The following is an 18260-nucleotide window of genomic DNA, read 5'->3' as shown; positions in this document are numbered from 1 at the left end:
GGGCCTTTTTCTTGGCCCTGATATGCTGGAACCCGTGGGCGTTCTCACCCGCTACCTGGAAAGGACCATGGCCCAGGCCCGCTATGATTTGGCGGGCCCGGGGCGTTTCGTGGGGGAGCTTCCCGAGCTGGGCCTAAGGGTGGAGGCCGAGCACCTGGAGGCGGCAAGGCAGGCCCTGAGGGAGGCCCTCGAGGCCTGGCTCCTGGACGCCTTGCGCTCGGGCCTCACCCCCCCGGGGCTGGAGGGGGGGGAGGACCCGGTGCGGTCCCGCTTCTTCGCCCTGGCCGGGGAGATGTGGCGGCTTGTGCGGGAAACCCCTGCGGAGGCGCCGAAGGCCCAGCCGCCCCAGCCTGAGCCCGCAAAGGCCCAGGAGGCCCCTAAGGCCAAAAAGGTGGCCTCCGTGGAAGAGTGGCTCAAGGGTCTGGGCATCCAGGTGGTGAAGAAGCCCCAGGAGGAGGAGGAGAAGGAAAAAGTCCTCACCCGCTTGGCCCTCTTCCTGGGGGACCGCTACCCCAGCCTGGAGAAGCTCTACGAGCGCCTGAAGCAGAGCCTTTCCACCAAGCGCCAGTTTGAGCTTTCCCTTTCCGAGGCCTCCCAGGAGGAGATCGCCAACTCCACCCAGTTCTGCACCATGCTCAAGCAGTACGCCCTCCTCACCTCCTACCACTACAAGAGCGAGGAGCGTCGCATCCGCGCCAAGGCCAGCACCGAGGGCTGGGTGCAGAACTTCCTCACCGGGGGCTGGTTGGAGCGGTACGTGGCCGAGAAGGTGCGGAAGTTCCTGCGTTCCAAGAACCTGCCCCACGAGGTGGCGGTGGGCTATCAGGTAGCGCTCCCCAATGGGGACGCCATGGAGCTGGACGTGCTGGTGCGGGTGGGAGAAAGGGTCTACTGGTTTGAGACCAAGACGGGGGACTTCCAGGCCCACATCGCCAAGTACGCGGGGCTCAAGAAGGTGCTTGGGCTTTCCGCTCGGGAAAGCTTCCTGGTCCTTCTGGGCATGGATAAGGCCCGGGCCAAGGAGCTCTCCGCCCTCCACGGGCTCACGGTGGTAAACCAGGCCAACTTCCTCGAGGTCTTCCAGGAGGTTCTGGAGGGGAATGCTCCGTAAGGTTCTCCTGGTCATGGGGGGAACCCTGGCCTCGAGGGTCCTGGGCCTCGTGCGCCAAGCGGTCTTCAACGCCTACTTCCCCGACGCCCTCAAGGACGCCTTCAACGTGGCCTACCGGGTGCCTAACCTCCTGCGGGAGCTCTTGGCGGAAGGTGCGGTCCAGAACGCTCTCATCCCGCTTTTGAAGGGTCTCTCCGAGGCGGAGGCCCGGGTTTTCGCCCGCCGCTTCGCCGCCTTCCTCCTGGGGGTGAACGTCCTCGTCCTGGGCCTGGCCTACCTCCTCGCCCCCTTCGTGGCGGCCCTTTTGGTGGCCCCGGGAAGCCACCTCCGGGAGGAGGCCGCCTTCGCCCAGGTGGTCTACCTTACCCGGCTTCTTCTACCCTTTCTCCTAGGGATTTCCATGGCCGCCCTCTTCTCCGCCCTTTTGCAGGCGGAGGAGCGTTTTCTGCCCTACGCCCTTGGCCCCATCGTCTTCAATCTGGTGGCCATCGGCCTCATGGCCCTCTACCCTGGGGATCCCACCGCCTTGGGGCTTTCCGTGGCCCTGGGGGGGCTTTTCCAGGCCCTGGTGCAGCTGCCCTTCCTCCAGGGCTTTCGCCTGGAGTGGCGCTGGCACCCGGCCTTCCTCACGGCCTTGGGCCGCATGGGCCCCTTTGCCTTCACCACCTCCTTGCGCCAGTTTCTGAACCTGGTCCTGACCAACATCCTCACCCGCTACCCCCCGGCGGCGGTCACGGGCTTCTACAACGCCGAGGTGGTCTTCCAGATGGTCCTGGGCCTCTTCGCCACCTCCCCGGCCATCGCCCTCTTCCCCCGGATGAGCGCCCTAAGGGGCGGGGAGCTGGCCCGGTTCCTCGAGGGGCCCCTGCGGCGGCTTTCCCTGTTTCTGGCCCTTCTGGGAGGGCTCCTCACGGGCCTGGCGCCTTATGTGGTGGTCCTTCTCTTCGGCCTCTTTGGACCCTTAAGCCCGGAAAACCGCCACTTCAGCGCCCAGGTGCTTGCCGCCATGGGCTTGGCCGTGTTCCCCTGGGGAGTGAACACCCTCCTCCTCCGGGGCCTCTACGCCCTGGGGCGGATACGGGAGGCGGTGGCCGTCAGCGCTTTGGTCTTCCTCACCAACACCCTGGGGTACTGGCTCCTGCGGGAGGCGGGCCTTTTCCTCCTGAACCTGGCCACGGCCTTGGCGGGGTATTTGGGGCTTTTCCTTTACCTCCGGCTTCTCGCCAGGGAGGGGGTGCGGCTGGGGTTTCTCCCCGGCTTCCTGGCGCGGGCTTTTTCGGCCGGGTTGCTGGCCGCCGTGCCCGGTCTGGTGCTAGCGCAGTTCTGGGTAGCCTCTGCCCCCTGGTCCGCCCTGTGGCCCTTGGGCGTGGGAGGGGTCTTGGGCCTCTTGCTCTTCGCCGCCTCAGGCTGGGCCTTGGGCCTCCCCCTTAGGGTGCTCCTCGCCAGAGGTCCCGCAGGCGGAAGTAAAGAAGCTTGAGCCTGAGGGCGAACGGAGGCTCTTCCCAGGTGGGCCAAGAGAAGCGGACGGGTGGGGCCCCTTCCAGGAGGAGGCCGATGCCCTCTATAGGCGTGGGTTCGGGGGCGTACCAGGCCAGGCGCCGGCTGGGGTCGGCGATGAGGAGCATCCCCCAGGGGATCCGGAGCTCCAAAAGCCCGCCTTCCCCCAGGGCGTAGTCCGCGGTGGGGTCCCGGGCCCCTTCGGGGTCCTGGCCCTGCTTCAGCTGGCCCAGCTCGTAAACCAGGCGGGGGTAGTCGGTGCCGTCCCGCCCCGTGCGGCGGCGGTTGGGTTCCAAGAGGAAGGGGACGAAGGGGCCCTCTTTCGGCCTGGTGGGCCCCCGGAAGTGGAGGTACTCCGTCTCCAGCAGGCCGTGGTCCAGCTCTTGGAAGGGGTAGTAGCCGGCCTCGATGAGGAGCCTGCCCCCTTCCGGGCCGATCTCCAGGTAGAACTCCGCCCCGAAGCCCTCCGCCACCGGCACCCCCCCGGGGACGGTGTCCAGGTAAAGCCTTAAGGGCAGGGGCCCCCGGTAGAGGAGCCAGAGGTACTCGGGGTCGGCGTGGGCCTTGAGGAAGCGGCCCTCCTCCCGCAGGAGGAAGGGCACCCCTTCCCACGCCTCGGCCTTCCCGTCCAGGCGGAAGCCCCCTTGGGCGGTGGCCGCCAGAAGGCCGTAGTTCTCTTCCGGGTCCAGGAGGTTGTGCCAGAAGGGGTCGCGCCCGGGGGTTTCCCAGTCCATGAAAAGCCAGTTGCGCTTAAACCACTCGTCCATCAGGGAAAAAACCAGGCTGCCCGCAAGCTGGGCCGCTTCCACTTCTTTCGTTAAGCGGGCCACACCTTCAGCCTGAGCGTTCTCGGAGTGCCCGCCGTGATGCCAACCCTGGGGTTGGAAGTGGGCGATGCCTCGGCTAGTGGGTAGGCCGATTTCACCGATGAGCACGGCTTGGTCCCCGTGGTGGGCTTTGAGGTCTAGGAGGTAGCCGAAGTAGTTGGAAGGACCAAAAGGGCCTTGGGCCTCCCGGTACCGCGGGCTCAGGTTCATGAAGTCCGGGTAGTAGGGGTAGGCGTGGTAGTTGGCAAAGGTGTCCACCGGGCTTCCCGGAAGGGGGCGGATGAGGGCCATGTCCAGGCTCACCTCGTCGTTGTTCAGTTCCCGCACCGCGTCCTCCGGGACCCGCTCCCCTCGAGCCCTTCGGAGGGCCGCCTCCTCCTCCCGGGTGCTCTCCGTGGGGTGGAAGAGGGGGTCCAGGGTGGGCCAGTTGCTCACGGAGAGGGGGCGCGCGGTGCCGTAAGCCTCCCACTCGTACTGGGCCAGCCGGTCCAGGACCTCGGCGATGTAGGCTTCGAAGGGGCTGGCTCCTGGCAGGGCCTGCAGGAACCTCCCCCGGTAGGTGCGACCAGGGTGGCGCTCGTTGTACTCCTTGACCGAGTAGGGCTCAAACTCCCGCCCCACCAGGAGGCCCAGGATCCAGGGGGAGACGTCGGCGGTGTAGTCCCCGTGGGCGTGCCCCGGGCGGGGGGGACGGCGCAGGTTGCCGTGGAGGGCGTCCAGAACCTCCCGCCCTTCCAGGAGGAACTTTTCCAGGAAGGGGCCTTCCCAGTCCGCATACCCCTCGTCCTCGGGGAGCTCCGTCCAAACCCCTTGGAAGAGGTAGAGGGGGCGGTCTTTGTGCAAAAGGTTGTGGTGGAGGAGGGCCCGGTAGAAGGCGGGGGGCAGGAGGGTGTAGGTGCGCACGGCGTTGGCCCCCATGGCGGAAAGGAGCTCCAACCAAGCCCGGTAAAGGGCTTCCTCCTCGGGGAACTCGGCGGGGAAGCGCCCCGGCAGGGCCACCCCCAGGTTGACCCCGCGCACCTGAAAGGGCTTTCCCTCCACCCAGAAACGCCCTTCCCGGGCGGCGAAGGGCGGGGGGCCCTTGCGGACCTTGGGGGCGGGAGGTGGGGGAGGGGGAAGGGTTTGGAGGATGGCCTCCGCGTCCCGGTACCCCTGCCGCAGGGCCCAGTCCAGGGCGCTCCTGGCCCCCTCCAGGTCTCCCAGGGCTCTTAAGGTGAGGCCGAAGCCGTAAAGGGCCTCGGGGCCCCCCTTCAGGGTCCCCACCAGGCGGCTGAAGAGGAAAAGGGCTTCGGAGAACCTCCCCAGGCGGTACTGGGCGAAGCCCGCTAAGAGGAGGGCCTCCTCGGGGGGGTTGTAGCCCTGTAGGAGGGGCTTAAGGGCTTCCAGGGCAGCTTCCATCCGCCCCGCCCCGTAGTGGGCCTGGGCTTCCTCCAAGGGCGCCGCCAGGGCCAGCCCCAGGGCCAGGAGCATCCCCAAAAGGCGCACGGCGTCAGCTTGCCGCCTGGCGGATGGCCTCCACCGCCTCCGGGTTCTCCAGGGCGGAGAGGTCCCCGGGATCCTGGCCCAAGAAGGCCGCCCGCACCACCCGGCGCATGACCTTGGCGTTCCGGGTCTTGGGGAGGTCGGGCACGAAGAGGACCCGCTCGGGCTTCAGGGGCTTGCCCAGGGCTTCCGCCACCTTTTCCGCCACCTCCTCCGCCAAGGCGGGGGAGGGGGTGAGGCCCGGCTTGAGCACCGCGAAGAGGACGATGGCTTCCCCCTTCACCGGGTGGGGCACCCCGATGGCGGCGCACTCCTTGAGGGCGGGGTGGGCGATGGCCGCGGTCTCCACCTCTGCCGGGCCCACCCGCTTGCCCGCCACCTTCAGGGTGTCGTCGGAGCGGCCGAGGATGAAATAGTGGCCCTCCTCGTCCAGAAGGGCGAAGTCCCCGTGAACCCAGACCCCGGGGAAGCGGCCGAAGTAGGTGTCCAGGTAGCGGGCCTCGTCCTGCCAGAAGCCCTTGGTCATGCCCGGCCAGGGTTTGAGGACGGCGAGCTCCCCCACCCGGCCATGGGTGGGCTTTCCTTCCTCGTCCAGCACCGCCGCGGCCATGCCGGGGACGGCGGTGTTGAAGCCCATGGGCTTGATGGGGCGGAGAAGAACGTTCCCCAGGATGCCCCCCGAGACCTCGGTGCCGCCCGAGTAGTTCACGATGGGCCGTTTTTCCTCCCCCACCACCCGGAAGAACCAGAGGTAGGGCTCCAGGTTCCAGGGCTCCCCCGTGGAGCCCAAGACCCTCAGGGAGGAGAGGTCGAAGGCGCGCACGGGGGCTTCCCCGAAGGGGATGAGGGCCCGCACCAGGGTGGGGGAGAGGCCCAGGTGGGTGAGGCGGTGGGCCTCCACCATGCGCCAAAGCCTTTCCGGCCCCGGGTGGTCGGGGGCGCCGTCGTAGAGGAAGACGGTGGCCCCGAGGATGAGCCCTCCCAGGATGGCCCAAGGCCCCATCATCCAGCCCAGGTCGGTGAACCAGAAGAGGTGGTCCTCCTCCCTGAGGTCAAAGAGGAGGGCCAGGTCCAAGGCGGCCTTCAAGGGGAAGCCGGCGTGGTAGTGGACCGTGCCCTTGGGGCGGCCCGTGGTGCCGGAGGTGTAGATGAGCATGAAGGGGTCCATGCTCTCCATCGCCTCCGGGGGGAAGGCTTCCCCGGCCAGGTCCTCGTAGGCCCGCTCCCCCCCTTCCAAGGGCAGGCCCAGGCGGCGCACCGCCAGGAGGGCGGGGGTTCCGGAGAGGGCCAGGGCCTTGCGGGCCTCGAGGAGGAGCTCCACCCGCCGGCCCCGCCGCAGGAAGCCGTCCTGCACCACCAGGAGCTTGGCGCCCGCGTCCTTGAGGCGCACGGCGGCGGCTTCGGCGGCGTAGCCGGAGAAGATGGGGATGGCGATGGCCCCGAGCGAGCTCGTGGCCAGGAGGAGGACGGCGGCCTCGAGGCCCATGGGGAGCCAAAGGCCCACCCGGTCCCCCCGCTCCACCCCCAAGGCCTTAAGCCCCGCGGCCACCCGGGCTACCTCGGCCTGGAGCTCCCCGTAGCTCAGGGCCCGCACCTGGCCGTCTTCCGTTTCGTGGAGGAGGGCCAGGCGGGAGGGGTCGTGGCGAAGGGCGGCTTCCACCAGGTTCAGCCTCCCCCCCACGAAGAAATGGGGAAAGGGGAAGCTTCCCTCCATCACCCGGGTGTAGGGCTCTTGCCAGGGAAGGCCCAGGTGGCTGAAAAACCGATGGTAGAAGTCCTCGGGCTCCTCCACGCTGTAGCGAAAGAAGGCCTCGTAATCCCTAAAACCCAGGGCTTCCATGAAGCGGAAAAGCCGGGTGCCGTTAACGTCCGCTTGCGATGGGTACCAGACGGGTTCCATCTATTTCCTCCAGAAGGGAAAGCGCTTGGGTTTTCCCGGGGTTTCCTGGGTGGGAGGGCCTTCGGGGTGGCGAAGGGCTTGCAAAAACTCCGGTATGGAGGCCCTTTCCTCGGGTTTCTTGGCCAGGAGGCGCCTCAGGGCCCGGTCCAGGCGGAGGGGCAGGCGGGTGGGCGGGGGTGGGAGGAGGAGGTGGGCGGTCCGCAGGTCCTCGAGGCTCTCCCCGCGGAAGGGCCGCCTTCCCGTGAGGAGCTCGTAAGCCATAACCCCAAAGCTGTAGGCCTCGCTCTTCACGCTGGGGAGGGCGCCCAGGAAGAGTTCGGGGGCCAGGTAGTGGGGGCTGCCCGCGTACTCCGCGCCGCGGTCGGCCAGGGGGCGCAGGGTTCCCAGGTCCCCCAGCTTGTAGACCCCCTCCCCCACGAAGACGTTGGAGGGCTTCACATCCTGATGGAGGAAACCCTTGCCGTGCAGGAAGAGGAGGGCTTCCCCTACCTGCTGGAGGACCCGCGCCGCCTCTTCCTGGGGGAGGGGTCCTTTGAGCAGTAGATCCTCTAACGTGCCCTTTTCTAGGTACTCCAGGGCCAAGAAGGCCTCTTCCCCGTAGGGCACCCCATGGAGTCCGCGCACCAAGTAGGGGTGCCGCAGGGAGAGGCTGAGGGCGACCTCGCGGGCGAAACGCTCCGCCAAGGAGGGGTTCTGCCGCACCTCCTTGCGGGGGAGCTTCAAGGCCACCCGCTCCCCGGTGGGGGCTTCCGCCAGGTAGACCTGGGCGGTCTGCCCCAGGCCCAGGAGCATGAGGAGCCGGAAGTCCTTGCGCCTTAGCTCACTCAAGGACCAGCACTCCTCCGGGCTTCAAGGCGTGGCCTTCCACGCCCTTTTCCGCCGCCTTGCGGGCGAAGGCCTCCCCGTCTTGCCGGATGGGGGGGAAGGTGTTGTAGTGGATGGGCACCACCTTTTTGGGGCGCAAAAGCTCCAGGGCCTTGAGGGCGTCTTCGGGTCCCATGGTGAAGTGGTCGCCGATGGGCAAAAAGGCCAGGTCCAGGCCCAGCTCCCCGATGAGGCGCATGTCGGAAAAGAGGGCGGTGTCCCCTGCGTGGTACACGCGCTTGCCCCCTAGCTCCACCACCACCCCCATGGGCATCCCCCCGTAGGTGCCGTCGGGGAAGCTAGAGGAGTGCCAGGCCGGGGTCCACTTCAGCCAACCCCCGGGGAAGCGGTACGTGCCCCCGAGGTTCATGGGGACGCTCTTAGCCCCGTGCCGTTCCGCGTAGGTGGCGATCTCAAAGGTGGAGACCACCACGCCCCCCTTCTTGGAGAGGGGCACGGCGTCCCCCCAGTGGTCCCCGTGGGCGTGGGTCACCAGGATGAGATCCGCCTGCACCTCCCCCACCCCCACCGGGGCCAGAGGGTTGCCGGTGAGGAAGGGGTCGATCACCACCTTGGTCTTGCCATCGGAAAGCCAGACCGCCGAGTGGCCCAGGTACCGGATCTCCAACATGCGCACCTCCTTTAGCAGGCACTATACCGGAGTTTCGCCGGGCACGGGAAGCATCTGACCCAAGGCCCGGAGGAAGAGGGCCTCGAGGATCCGTGCAAACGCCCGCTCGCCCCAGCTTCTGCCCTCGGGAAGGACCAGCTCCACCCAGAGCTCCAGGGCTGGCCCCTGAGGGCTCGGGCGGATCCAGCCCTCGGCCCTCAGGCTGGGCGGGGGCAGGGGCAGGGCGGTGAGGCGCTGGCCCTCCATGCGGCAAGCGAAGGGCAGGACCACTTCCCCGAGGACCGGGTTTTCCTGGCGGAGGGCCCCTTTCAGGATATTTCCCTCCCACTGGACCTCCAGGAACGGGGGGAGTCCCTCTAGGGCAGTTGGGTTAAGCACCAGCCGGGCCCTCATTCCTCCACCCACTCCACCCGCACCCGGCCCTCCTTGACCAGGCGGACCATCTCTGCATCGGGCACGTTCACCAAACGGGGGAGCTCCCGGAAGCGGGGCGTGGCCGAGGCTAGACCCACCCGCACCACCAGGACCTCCTCCTCCTCTGCTCGGCCCATGCGCCACACCAGGTGCTGGCCCAGGGCCTCCAAAAGGTCCGTTTCCACCCTTCCAGTCTACCCGGGGTGGGCGCGGGGCATAATGGGGCAAATGCCTTTGGCCGAGGTGGCCTTTTCCCGCCTTTCCCCCCTGGCCTTCTGGGCGGGGGTGGGGGTTCTGCTCCTGGCCCTTCTCCTGGGAGAGGTGCCGTGGGCGGCCCTTCTCCTCCTCTATCCCTGGTGGCGGCTTGGGCGGGGCTTCCGGCTGGCCCTTTTCCCCCAGCACCTGGAGGTTCACCCCCCCTTGGGTTTCCGCCGCCGCATTCCCCTGGCTCAGGTGCGGGAGGTGGAGGTGGCCTTCTGGTCGGCCGGACCCCTTGCCCGGGGGCGGCCTGCCCTCTTCCTGGGCCTCGAGGGGGGAGAGCGCCTGCCTTTGCCCCTGCCGGAGCCCGAGGCCTGGCGGGAGCGCATCAGAGCACTTCTAGCAGGGCAAACTTCAGGTAGTGGGTCTCGGGATGGTTGAGGAGGACGGGGTGGTCCCACCCCTGGCCCCGCCGCTCCACCACCCTCAGGACCCGGTGGGCGTCCGCCGCGGCTTCGGTCAGCATCTGGTAAAAAAGGGGTTCCGCAAGGTGATGGCTACAGCTGGCCGTGGCCAGATGGCCCCCTTCCTTCAGGAGCTTGATGGCCCGCAGGTTCACCTCCTTGTAGGCCCGGTAGGCCCGCTCCAGGTCCTTCTTGCCCTTGGCGAAGGCCGGAGGGTCCAGAACGATCAGGTCAAAGCGTTCTCCCGCTTTTTCCAAGGCGCGGAGGAACTCAAAGGCGTTGGCCTCCACCGTCTTCAGGGTGAGGCCGTTGAGGCGGGCGTTCTCCTCCGCCCTTTGTAGGGCTTCTCCGGAGCTGTCCACGCTGATCACCTCCTTGAAGCCCAAGGCCAGGTGGAGGCCGAAGCCCCCCGCGTAGCTGAAGACGTCAAGAGCCCTTTCCCCCGAGAAGCCTTCCATCAGGATGCGGTTGTCCCGCTGGTCCAGGTAGGCCCCCGTCTTCTGGCCTCCCTCGAGGTCCACCACGTAGCGCACCCGTCCCTCCCGCACGGTTACCCGCGGAGGGACCTGGCCCAAGAGGGGCCGGACATAAAGGGGAAGGCCCTCCAACTCCCTTACCTTGGCGTCGTTCTTGGCCAGGACGCTTCGCGCCAGGGGCTTTAGCCTCTCGGCCACCTGGGGCAAGAGGGCCTCCCAGGCGTGGGCGGTGGCCTGCACCACCGCATGCCCGGCGTAATAGTCCACCACCAGCCCGGGGAGGAAGTCCCCCTCGGCGTGGGCCAGGCGGAAGCCCCCTTCGGGCTCCCGCTCCAGGGCTGGGAGGCGGCGGGAGAGGGCCTTCTCCAGGTTCTCCAGGAGGGCCTCCTGGGGGTCGGATGCGGGGCGGAAGCGGAAGGCCCGCACGGCCAGATCGCTTTGCGGGTTGTAAAGGGCTAAGGCCAGGAAGCGCTTCCCCCAGTAGACGGGGTAAAGGCCGGGCTGGTCCGGTCCGGAGAGCACATCCCGCTGGAACACCCAAAGGTGCCGGGATAGGAGGCGGTGGGCCCCGCGTTCGTTGACGAGAATCCTCACCGCCTAAGTATACTTAGGCGGGGTTGGTTGACGCTTGCCCCGGTGGCCGGTATTATGGCCGGCAGGCGCGGTTTGCGCATCTTTTCACGAAAGGGAGGGGCGATGGGAGGCCTAGGACTTATCAAGAGCTTGGCGGAGAAGGAGAAGGAGCTCCTTGCCCGCCTCGAGGCCGCAAAACGAGAAGCGGAAGACCTGGTGGCCAAGGCCGAGGAGGAGGCCCGCCGCATTCTGCAAGAGGCCGAGTCCAAGGCGGCGGCTTTGGAGGCGGAGTTCCGGGAGAAGGAGGCCAAGGAAACCGAAGCCATTCTGGCCCGCTACCGGGCCCAAGCGGAGGCCGAGTCCAAGGCGGTGCAGGAGCAGGCGGCGGCCCGGCTGGAGGAGGCCGTGGCGTTGGCCCTGAAGGAGGTTCTGCCGTGATTGCCCCCATGGAGAAGCTGGTCCTGGCCGGGCCCAAGGCCCAGGCCAAGGAGCTTCTCCACAGCCTGCAACAGGCGGGGGTGGTGCACCTGGAAACCCTCCGGGTGGCCGAGCTTTCCGAGTACCGGCTTTCCCCTACAGAGCGAGAGGAGCTCCGCCGTTGGGAAGGGGTGGCCGCGGGAGCGGAGCACACCCTGGCCCTCCTGGGGCGGGAGGTGGAGCCCTCGCGGCCTTTCCCCGAGGGCCTAGAGGCGGCGGAGAAGGCTCTTGCCCCCGTCCAGGGGCATGCGGAGGGCCTTGCCCGGCAGAAGCAGGAGCTGGAGGAGGAGCTTGCCCTGGCCCAGGCCTACCTGGAGCCTTTGGAAAAGCTGGCCTCCTTAGCCCAGGGGCTGGACCAAAGCCCCTTCTTCCGCACCATCCCCTTCCTGATCACGGAAAAAGAGCTCCCGGTGGTGGAGGAGAGCCTAGGTAAGTCCCTGGAGGACCGCTTCGTCCTGGCCCACGAGGCCCGTGCCGGAGGGCTGGCCGCGTTGCTGGTGGTGCACCGAAAGGACCTCGAGGCGGCCAAGGCGGCTTTGTCCCGCGCCGGGGTGGCGGAGCTCCGGTTGCCCGGCGCCTACGGGGAGCTTCCCCTCTCCGAGGCGGCGCGCAGGCTGAAAGCCCGCGCTGAGGCCGCCCCCAAGGAGCTTTCGGAGGTGCGCCAGGCCCTCTACAAGCTGGCCCAGGAGGCCCACTCCACCCTGCAGAGCCTCTGGACCCGGGCCAAGGACGAGGTGGCCCGGCTCAAGGCCTTGGAGGAGCTGGCCTCTGGGCGCTTTGGCTTCGCGCTCATGGGCTATGTTCCCGTAAAGGCCAAGCCCCGGGTGGAGGAGGCCCTCTCCCGGCACAAGGACGCCGTGGTTTATGCCTTTGAGCCCGTGGATGAACACCACGAGGCCGATCGCGTCCCCGTGACCCTGGACAACCCCCCGTGGGTGAAGCCCTTTGAGCTCTTGGTGAGCTTTTTGAACACCCCCAAGTACGGTTCCGTGGATCCCACCCCGGTGGTTCCCCTCTTCTTCCCCTTCTGGTTCGGCATGATCGTGGGGGACATCGGCTACGGCCTGCTCTTCTGGCTCCTGGGCCGCTGGCTTGCCGGGTACGTGAAGCGGAACGAGCCCTTGGTCATCGACCTCTTCGCCCTAAAGCTCAAGCCCCCGGTGATCGGGAAGCTGGTCTACATCCTGAACTGGATGGTCTTCTGGACGGTGGTCTGGGGCTTTGTCTACGGGGAGTTCTTCGGCACCTTCCTGGAGCACCTGGGGGTCTTCGGCACCCCCGAGCACCCTGGGCTCATCCCCATCCTCATCCCCCGCATCGACACCGCCAAGACCGCCAACCTCCTCATCCTGCTCTCCGTGGCCTTCGGCGTCCTCATGGTCTTCTGGGGCTTGGGGCTTCGGGCCTACCTGGGCCTGAAGCACCACCACCGGGGCCATTTCTGGGAAGGCGTGGGCTACCTGGGGGGCCTGATGGGCATCCTGGCCCTGGCGGCCTCTTACCTGGGGAACCTGCAGGCCGGGTGGCTTTCCGGCCTCATGTACGTGGGCTTTGGAGTCTTTCTGCTGGCCATCCTCATGAGCCGCATCTGGCTCATGCTTCCGGAGATCTTCACCCAGGCGGGGCACATCCTGTCCCATATCCGTATCTATGCGGTGGGGGCCGCAGGAGGCATTCTGGCGGGTCTCCTCACCGACGTGGGCTTCGCCATGGCGGAGAAGATGGGGCTTGTGGGCGCCTTGTTGGGCCTGGTGGTGGCGGGGGTGCTGCACCTGCTCATCCTGCTCCTCACCACCTTGGGCCACATGCTCCAGCCCATCCGTCTCATCTGGGTGGAGTTCTTCACCAAGTTCGGTTTCTACGAGGAGAACGGCAGGCCTTACCGGCCGTTCAAAAGCGTCCGTGAGACGCAATAGGGAGGGAAAAAGATGAAGAAGCTTCTGGTGTCGGTTCTGGTGGCGGTGTTTGGCGCTCTGGCGTTCGCGGCGGAGGAGGCGGCGGCCTCCGGAGGGATGGACCGGGGTCTTATCGCCGTGGGCATGGGCCTGGCGGTGGGCCTGGCCGCCCTTGGTACCGGTGTGGCCCAGGCCCGGATCGGTGCGGCGGGCGTGGGGGCCATCGCCGAGGACCGGGGCAACTTCGGTACGGCCCTGATCTTCCTCCTCCTGCCCGAGACCCTGGTGATCTTCGGCCTCCTCATCGCCTTCATCCTGAACGGCAAGCTCTAAGCGAGCGCTTTGGCCCTGCCCCTCTTGGGGTGGGGCCTTTTCCCAAGGAGGGAAGATGTCCAAACTGGAAGCCATTTTGAGCCAGGAGGTGGAGGCGGAGATCCAGGCCCTCCTGGGGGAGGCCCGGGCCAAGGCGGAGGCGGTGGTGGCTGAGGCCCGTTCCAAGGCGGAAGCGCTCCTCAGCGCCCGGAAGAGGGCCCTCGAGGCCAGCCTGCAGGCCGCCCTCCGCCGGACAGAAAGCGCCGGGGAACTCCTCCTGGCCACAGCCCGTACCGAGGCCAAGGGGGAGGTGCTCTCCCAGGTGAAGGCCAAGGTGGAGGAGGCCCTCAGGGCTTTGCCGGATAGCCCCGACTGGCCTCAGGTGTTGCGGAAACTGGCCGAGGAGGCCCTTGCGGCCTTGGGCGAGCCCGAGGCCCTGGCCTCCCATCCGGACAACCTTCCTCACCTCGAGGGTCTGGCGCGGGAGCGGGGCCTGGAGCTTAGGGCCGACCCTGTCTTGCGCCTTGGGGTGAGGGCCATCGGCAAGGGGGGCAGGACCCAGGTGGAGAACGCCCTGTTAAGCCGTCTGGAACGGGCCTGGGATGCCCTTTCCTCCAAGGTGGCCCAGGTGGTGTGGGGCTAGGACATGGCGGACGACTTCGGCTACCTAAACGCCCGGGTGCGGGCCAGGAGGAGCACCCTCCTCAAGGAGAGCTTCTTCCAGGAGGCCTTGGACCTTTCCTATCCCGATTTCCTGCGTCTACTTTCCGAGAGCGTCTACGGCCGGGATCTGGCCGGCCAAGGCCTTCCCGAGGTGGACCGGGCCGTAGCCCTCACCCAGGCCCGGTTGGTGGGGGACCTGGCGGGGTTGGTCACGGGGGAGGCTCGGGAGGCGGTGCGGCTTCTCCTCCTCAGGAACGATCTCACCAACCTCCAGGCCGTCCTCCGGGCCAAGGCCACGGGGAAGCCCTTTGAAGAGGTGGTGCTTCTCCCGGGTACCTTAAAGGAGGCCCTTTGGCGGCAGGCCTACGAGGCCCAGGATGCGGCGGGGATGGCCCAGGTGCTTTCCGTGCCCGGCCATCCCCTGGCCCGGTCCTTGAGGGCGGTTCTCCGGGAAACCCAGGACCTGGCGCGCATGGAGGCCCTTTTGGCCAAGCGCTTCTTTGAAGGGGTGGCCAAGGCCTCCAAGGCCCTGGAGGAGACGGCCTTGAGGGATTACCTGGTCCTCGAGGTGGATGCGGAGAACCTGCGCACCGCCTTCAAGCTCCAGGGGCAGGATGTGCAGGTGGAAACCGTCTTCGTACGGGGTGGGCGGTTCGTGGACAGGGTCCGCTTCGCCCGGCTTCTCGAGGGGGATTACGCCGTATTGGACGAGCTTTCGGGCACCCACTTCGCCCCTTTGGCAGGCGTGCGGGACCTCAGGGCCCTGGAAAGGCGGCTCAGGTGCCTCCTCCTGAAGGAGGCCAGAAAGGGAGCCTCCGACCCGCTGGGCGTGGGATTGGTGCTGGCCTATTTGAAGGAGCGGGAGTGGGAGGCCGTGCGGCTTAGGCTTCTGGCCAGGCGGGCCTACTTCGGCCTTCCCCGGGCCCAGGTGGAGGAGGAGGTGGTCTGCCCATGAAGATCGCGGTGATCGCTGACCCCGAGGCGGCGCAGGGGTTTAGGTTGGCGGGCCTCGAGGCCTATCCCGCCGCCTCCCCCGAGGAGGCCAGGGCCCGGCTGGAGGAGCTGGTGCAGGCGGGACGCTACGCCCTGGTGGCCGTGGACCAGGGGCTTCTCCCGGAGCCGGAGAAGGCCGTGGAGCGCCTCATGCGGGGCAAGGACCTGCCGGTTCTCCTTCCCATTGCTGGCCTCAAGGAGGCCTTCCAGAACCCCGACGTGGAGGGCTACATGCGGGAGCTGGTGAGGAGGACCATCGGCTTTGACATCAAGCTGTAGAATGGAGGGAAGATGATCCAAGGCGTGATTGAGAAGATCGCGGGCCCGGCGGTGATCGCCAAGGGCATGACCGGGGCCCGCATGTACGACATCTGCAAGGTGGGCCACGAGGGCCTGGTGGGGGAGATCATCCGCCTGGACGGGGACACCGCCTTCGTCCAGGTCTACGAGGACACCTCTGGCCTTAAGGTGGGCGAGCCCGTGGTGTCCACGGGCCTCCCCCTGGCGGTGGAGCTGGGCCCGGGGATGCTGAATGGGATCTACGACGGCATCCAGCGCCCATTAGAGCGTATCCGGGAGAGGACCGGCATCTACATCACCCGGGGCGTGGTGGTTCACGCCCTGGACCGGGAGAAAAAGTGGGCCTGGACTCCCAGGGTGAAGCCGGGGGACGAGGTGCGGGGAGGCATGGTGCTCGGCACCGTGCCCGAGTTCAACTTCACCCATAAGATCCTGGTGCCCCCGGACGTGAAGGGCCGGGTCAAGGAGGTGAAGCCCGCTGGGGAGTACACCATTGAGGAGCCGGTGGTGGTCCTGGAGGACGGCACCGAGCTCAAGATGTACCACACCTGGCCCGTGCGCCGCGCCCGGCCCGTGCAGAGGAAGCTGGACCCCAACACCCCCTTCCTCACGGGCATGCGCATCCTGGACGTCCTCTTCCCCGTGGCCATGGGCGGGACCGCGGCCATCCCCGGGCCTTTCGGGAGCGGCAAAACCGTGACCCAGCAGTCCCTGGCCAAGTGGTCCAACGCCGACGTGGTGGTCTACGTGGGCTGCGGGGAGCGGGGCAACGAGATGACGGATGTGTTGGTGGAGTTCCCCGAGCTCACCGACCCTAAGACGGGCGGGCCCCTCATGCACCGGACGGTGCTCATCGCCAACACCTCCAACATGCCCGTGGCCGCCCGCGAGGCCAGCATCTACGTGGGGGTGACCATCGCCGAGTACTTCCGCGACCAGGGCTTTGCCGTGGCCCTCATGGCCGACTCCACCAGCCGCTGGGCCGAGGCCTTGCGGGAGATCTCTAGCCGCCTCGAGGAGATGCCCGCAGAAGAGGGCTACCCCCCCTACCTGGCCGCTCGGCTGGCCGCCTTCTACGAGCGCTCGGGCAAGGTCATCACCCTGAATGGGGAGGAGGGGGCCGTGACCATCGTGGGGGCCGTTTCCCCTCCCGGCGGCGACATGTCCGAGCCCGTGACCCAGTCCACCCTGCGCATCGTGGGGGCCTTCTGGCGCCTGGACGCTTCCTTGGCCTTCCGCCGCCACTTCCCGGCCATCAACTGGAACGGCTCCTACTCGCTCTTCACCGGGGCCTTGGACCCCTGGTATCGGGAGAACGTGGCCAGGGACTACCCCGAGTTGCGGGACGCCATCTCCGAGCTCCTGCAGCGGGAGGCGGGCCTGCAGGAGATCGTGCAGTTGGTGGGTCCCGATGCGCTGCAGGACGCTGAGCGCCTGGTCATCGAGGTGGGGCGCATTATCCGCGAGGACTTCCTGCAGCAGAACGCCTACCACGAGATCGACGCCTACTGCTCCATGGGGAAGGCTTACGGCATCATGAAGATGATCCTCACCTTCTACAAGGAGGCTGAGGCGGCCATTCGGCGGGGGATAACCATCGATGAGATCCTGGCCTTGCCCGTCATCGAACGCATCGGCCGGGCCCGTTACCAGAGCGAGGAGGAGTTCCCCCGCTACTTCGAGGCGGCCATGCAGGAGATCGAGGGGGCCTTCAAGGCCCTGGCCTAGGGGGAGGGAAGATGGACCTTTTGAAGAAGGAGTACACGGGCATCACCTACATCTCGGGGCCTCTCCTCTTCGTGGAGAACGCCAAGGACCTGGCCTACGGCGCCATCGTGGACATCAAGGACGGCACGGGCCGGGTGCGCGGCGGCCAGGTGATCGAGGTCTCCGAGGAGTACGCGGTCATCCAGGTGTTTGAGGAGACCACGGGGCTGGACCTGGCCACCACCAGCGTCAGCCTGGTGGAGGACGTGGCCCGGCTCGGGGTTTCCAAGGAGATGTTGGGGCGGCGCTTCAACGGCATCGGCAAGCCCATCGACGGCCTGCCCCCCATCACCCCGGAAAAGCGCCTGCCCATCGTGGGCCTGCCCCTGAACCCGGTGGCCCGGAGGAAGCCCGAGGAGTTCATCCAAACGGGTATCTCCACCATCGACGTGATGAACACCCTGGTGCGGGGGCAGAAGCTTCCCATCTTCTCCGGCTCGGGCCTTCCCGCCAACGAGATCGCCGCCCAGATCGCCCGCCAGGCCACGGTGCGCCCGGACCTCTCCGGGGAAGGGGAGAAGGAGGAGCCCTTCGCCGTGGTCTTCGCCGCCATGGGCATCACCCAGCGGGAGCTCTCCTACTTCATCCAGGAGTTCGAGCGCACCGGGGCCTTGAGCCGCTCCGTCCTCTTCCTCAACAAGGCGGACGACCCCACCATCGAGCGCATCCTCACCCCCCGCATGGCCCTCACCGTGGCGGAGTACCTGGCCTTTGAGCACGACTACCACGTGCTGGTCATCCTCACGGACATGACCAACTACTGCGAGGCCCTGCGGGAGATCGGGGCGAGCCGCGAGGAGATCCCCGGGCGGCGCGGCTACCCCGGTTACATGTACACCGACCTGGCCACCATCTACGAGCGGGCCGGGGTGGTGGTGGGCAAGAAGGGGTCCGTGACCCAGATTCCCATCCTCTCCATGCCCGACGACGACCGCACCCACCCCATCCCCGACCTCACCGGCTACATCACCGAGGGGCAGATCCAGCTCTCCCGGGAGCTCCACCGCAAGGGCATCTACCCGCCCATCGACCCCCTGCCCTCCCTTTCCCGGCTCATGAACAACGGGGTGGGCAAGGGCAAGACCCGGGAGGACCACAAGCAGGTGTCCGACCAGCTCTACTCCGCCTACGCCAACGGGGTGGACATCCGCAAGCTGGTGGCCATCATCGGCGAGGACGCCCTCACGGAGAACGACCGCCGTTACTTGCAGTTCGCCGACGCCTTTGAGCGGCACTTCATCAACCAGGGCCAGCAGAACCGCTCCATCGAGGAGAGCCTGCAGATCGCCTGGGCCCTGCTTTCCATGCTGCCCCAGGGAGAGCTTAAGCGGATCTCCCGCGACCACATCGGCAAGTACTACGGGCAGAAGCTGGAGGAGATCTGGGGTGCTCCGCAAGCCCTGGACTAAGGAGGTT

At 67.4% G+C, this 18260-nt stretch carries 18 protein-coding genes; 11 read left to right on the top strand and 7 right to left on the bottom strand.

Translation table 11 applies throughout. The annotated features are described in order from the left end of the window. Positions 1-22: 22 nt before the first annotated feature. The gene (locus L1088_RS07305) at positions 23-1111 is read left to right on the top strand and encodes a PDDEXK family nuclease (protein WP_234554351.1); all 1089 of its coding nucleotides are present in this window, start codon (positions 23-25) and stop codon (positions 1109-1111) included. Then, positions 1101-2588: a murein biosynthesis integral membrane protein MurJ gene (gene murJ, locus L1088_RS07300; protein ID WP_234554350.1), complete on the top strand. Its 1488-nt coding sequence runs from the start codon at positions 1101-1103 to the stop codon at positions 2586-2588. The genes L1088_RS07305 and murJ overlap by 11 nt, the downstream gene beginning before the upstream one ends. On the opposite strand, the gene L1088_RS07295 is transcribed toward murJ, so the two are convergent. Genes L1088_RS07295 through L1088_RS07270 form a run of 6 tightly spaced genes read right to left on the bottom strand, consistent with a single transcriptional unit; the run spans position 2539 to position 8911 of the window. Next, positions 2539-4920 carry a tetratricopeptide repeat protein gene (locus L1088_RS07295; RefSeq protein WP_234554349.1) on the bottom strand — a complete coding sequence of 794 codons (2382 nt, stop codon included), beginning with the start codon at positions 4918-4920 and terminating at the stop codon, positions 2539-2541. The genes murJ and L1088_RS07295 overlap by 50 nt on opposite strands. Positions 4921-4924: 4 nt before the next feature. Further along, positions 4925-6817 carry an AMP-binding protein gene (locus L1088_RS07290; RefSeq protein WP_234554348.1) on the bottom strand — a complete coding sequence of 631 codons (1893 nt, stop codon included), beginning with the start codon at positions 6815-6817 and terminating at the stop codon, positions 4925-4927. Then, entirely contained in the window at positions 6818-7609 is a 792-nt protein-coding gene (locus tag L1088_RS07285; protein WP_438948062.1) for a serine/threonine-protein kinase, read from the bottom strand. It abuts the gene before it with no gap. A gap of 28 nt (positions 7610-7637) precedes the next feature. Then, the gene (locus L1088_RS07280; RefSeq protein WP_234554346.1) at positions 7638-8312 is read right to left on the bottom strand and encodes a metal-dependent hydrolase; all 675 of its coding nucleotides are present in this window, start codon (positions 8310-8312) and stop codon (positions 7638-7640) included. Between the two features lie 21 nt (positions 8313-8333). Continuing rightward, the gene (locus L1088_RS07275) at positions 8334-8705 is read right to left on the bottom strand and encodes a DUF3809 family protein (protein WP_234554345.1); all 372 of its coding nucleotides are present in this window, start codon (positions 8703-8705) and stop codon (positions 8334-8336) included. Next, entirely contained in the window at positions 8702-8911 is a 210-nt protein-coding gene (locus L1088_RS07270) for a DUF3248 domain-containing protein (RefSeq protein ID WP_038046051.1), read from the bottom strand. The genes L1088_RS07275 and L1088_RS07270 overlap by 4 nt, the downstream gene beginning before the upstream one ends. Before the next feature lie 43 nt (positions 8912-8954). Here L1088_RS07270 and L1088_RS07265 point away from each other — a divergent pair, with 43 nt between their 5' ends. Continuing rightward, positions 8955-9365: a hypothetical protein gene (locus L1088_RS07265; protein WP_234554344.1), complete on the top strand. Its 411-nt coding sequence runs from the start codon at positions 8955-8957 to the stop codon at positions 9363-9365. Here L1088_RS07265 and L1088_RS07260 read toward each other — a convergent pair. Next, on the bottom strand, positions 9313-10458 hold the full coding sequence (locus L1088_RS07260; protein WP_234554343.1) for a 23S rRNA (cytosine(1962)-C(5))-methyltransferase: 1146 nt from the start codon (positions 10456-10458) through the stop codon (positions 9313-9315). The two genes, L1088_RS07265 and L1088_RS07260, sit on opposite strands and share 53 nt — an antisense overlap. Before the next feature lie 102 nt (positions 10459-10560). Between L1088_RS07260 and L1088_RS07255 the strand changes: the two genes are divergently transcribed. The 8 genes from L1088_RS07255 to L1088_RS07220 are packed head-to-tail and all read left to right on the top strand — an operon-like array spanning position 10561 to position 18253. Further along, entirely contained in the window at positions 10561-10875 is a 315-nt protein-coding gene (locus L1088_RS07255) for a V-type ATPase subunit subunit G family protein (protein WP_234554342.1), read from the top strand. After that, positions 10872-12830: a V-type ATP synthase subunit I gene (locus L1088_RS07250; RefSeq protein WP_234554341.1), complete on the top strand. Its 1959-nt coding sequence runs from the start codon at positions 10872-10874 to the stop codon at positions 12828-12830. The genes L1088_RS07255 and L1088_RS07250 overlap by 4 nt, the downstream gene beginning before the upstream one ends. A gap of 12 nt (positions 12831-12842) precedes the next feature. Beyond that, positions 12843-13142: an ATP synthase subunit C-like protein gene (locus L1088_RS07245; RefSeq protein WP_234554340.1), complete on the top strand. Its 300-nt coding sequence runs from the start codon at positions 12843-12845 to the stop codon at positions 13140-13142. A 55-nt stretch (positions 13143-13197) separates the two neighbouring features. After that, positions 13198-13764 carry a V-type ATP synthase subunit E gene (locus tag L1088_RS07240; RefSeq protein ID WP_038042822.1) on the top strand — a complete coding sequence of 189 codons (567 nt, stop codon included), beginning with the start codon at positions 13198-13200 and terminating at the stop codon, positions 13762-13764. Between the two features lie 3 nt (positions 13765-13767). Continuing rightward, positions 13768-14739: a V-type ATPase subunit gene (locus L1088_RS07235; RefSeq protein WP_234554339.1), complete on the top strand. Its 972-nt coding sequence runs from the start codon at positions 13768-13770 to the stop codon at positions 14737-14739. Positions 14740-14741: 2 nt separating this feature from the next. Then, positions 14742-15056, top strand: a complete 315-nt coding sequence (gene atpF, locus L1088_RS07230; protein ID WP_234554383.1) for a V-type ATP synthase subunit F — start codon at positions 14742-14744, stop codon at positions 15054-15056. A gap of 12 nt (positions 15057-15068) precedes the next feature. Beyond that, on the top strand, positions 15069-16805 hold the full coding sequence (locus L1088_RS07225) for a V-type ATP synthase subunit A (protein WP_234554338.1): 1737 nt from the start codon (positions 15069-15071) through the stop codon (positions 16803-16805). Between the two features lie 11 nt (positions 16806-16816). After that, the gene (locus L1088_RS07220; protein ID WP_234554337.1) at positions 16817-18253 is read left to right on the top strand and encodes a V-type ATP synthase subunit B; all 1437 of its coding nucleotides are present in this window, start codon (positions 16817-16819) and stop codon (positions 18251-18253) included. Positions 18254-18260: the final 7 nt, after the last annotated feature.

This window comes from Thermus caliditerrae (assembly GCF_021462525.1).
Taxonomy (GTDB): Bacteria; Deinococcota; Deinococci; order Deinococcales; family Thermaceae; genus Thermus; species Thermus caliditerrae.
The sequence above is the reverse complement of the archived record's forward strand: the minus strand, read 5'-3'. Positions and strand labels throughout refer to the sequence as shown.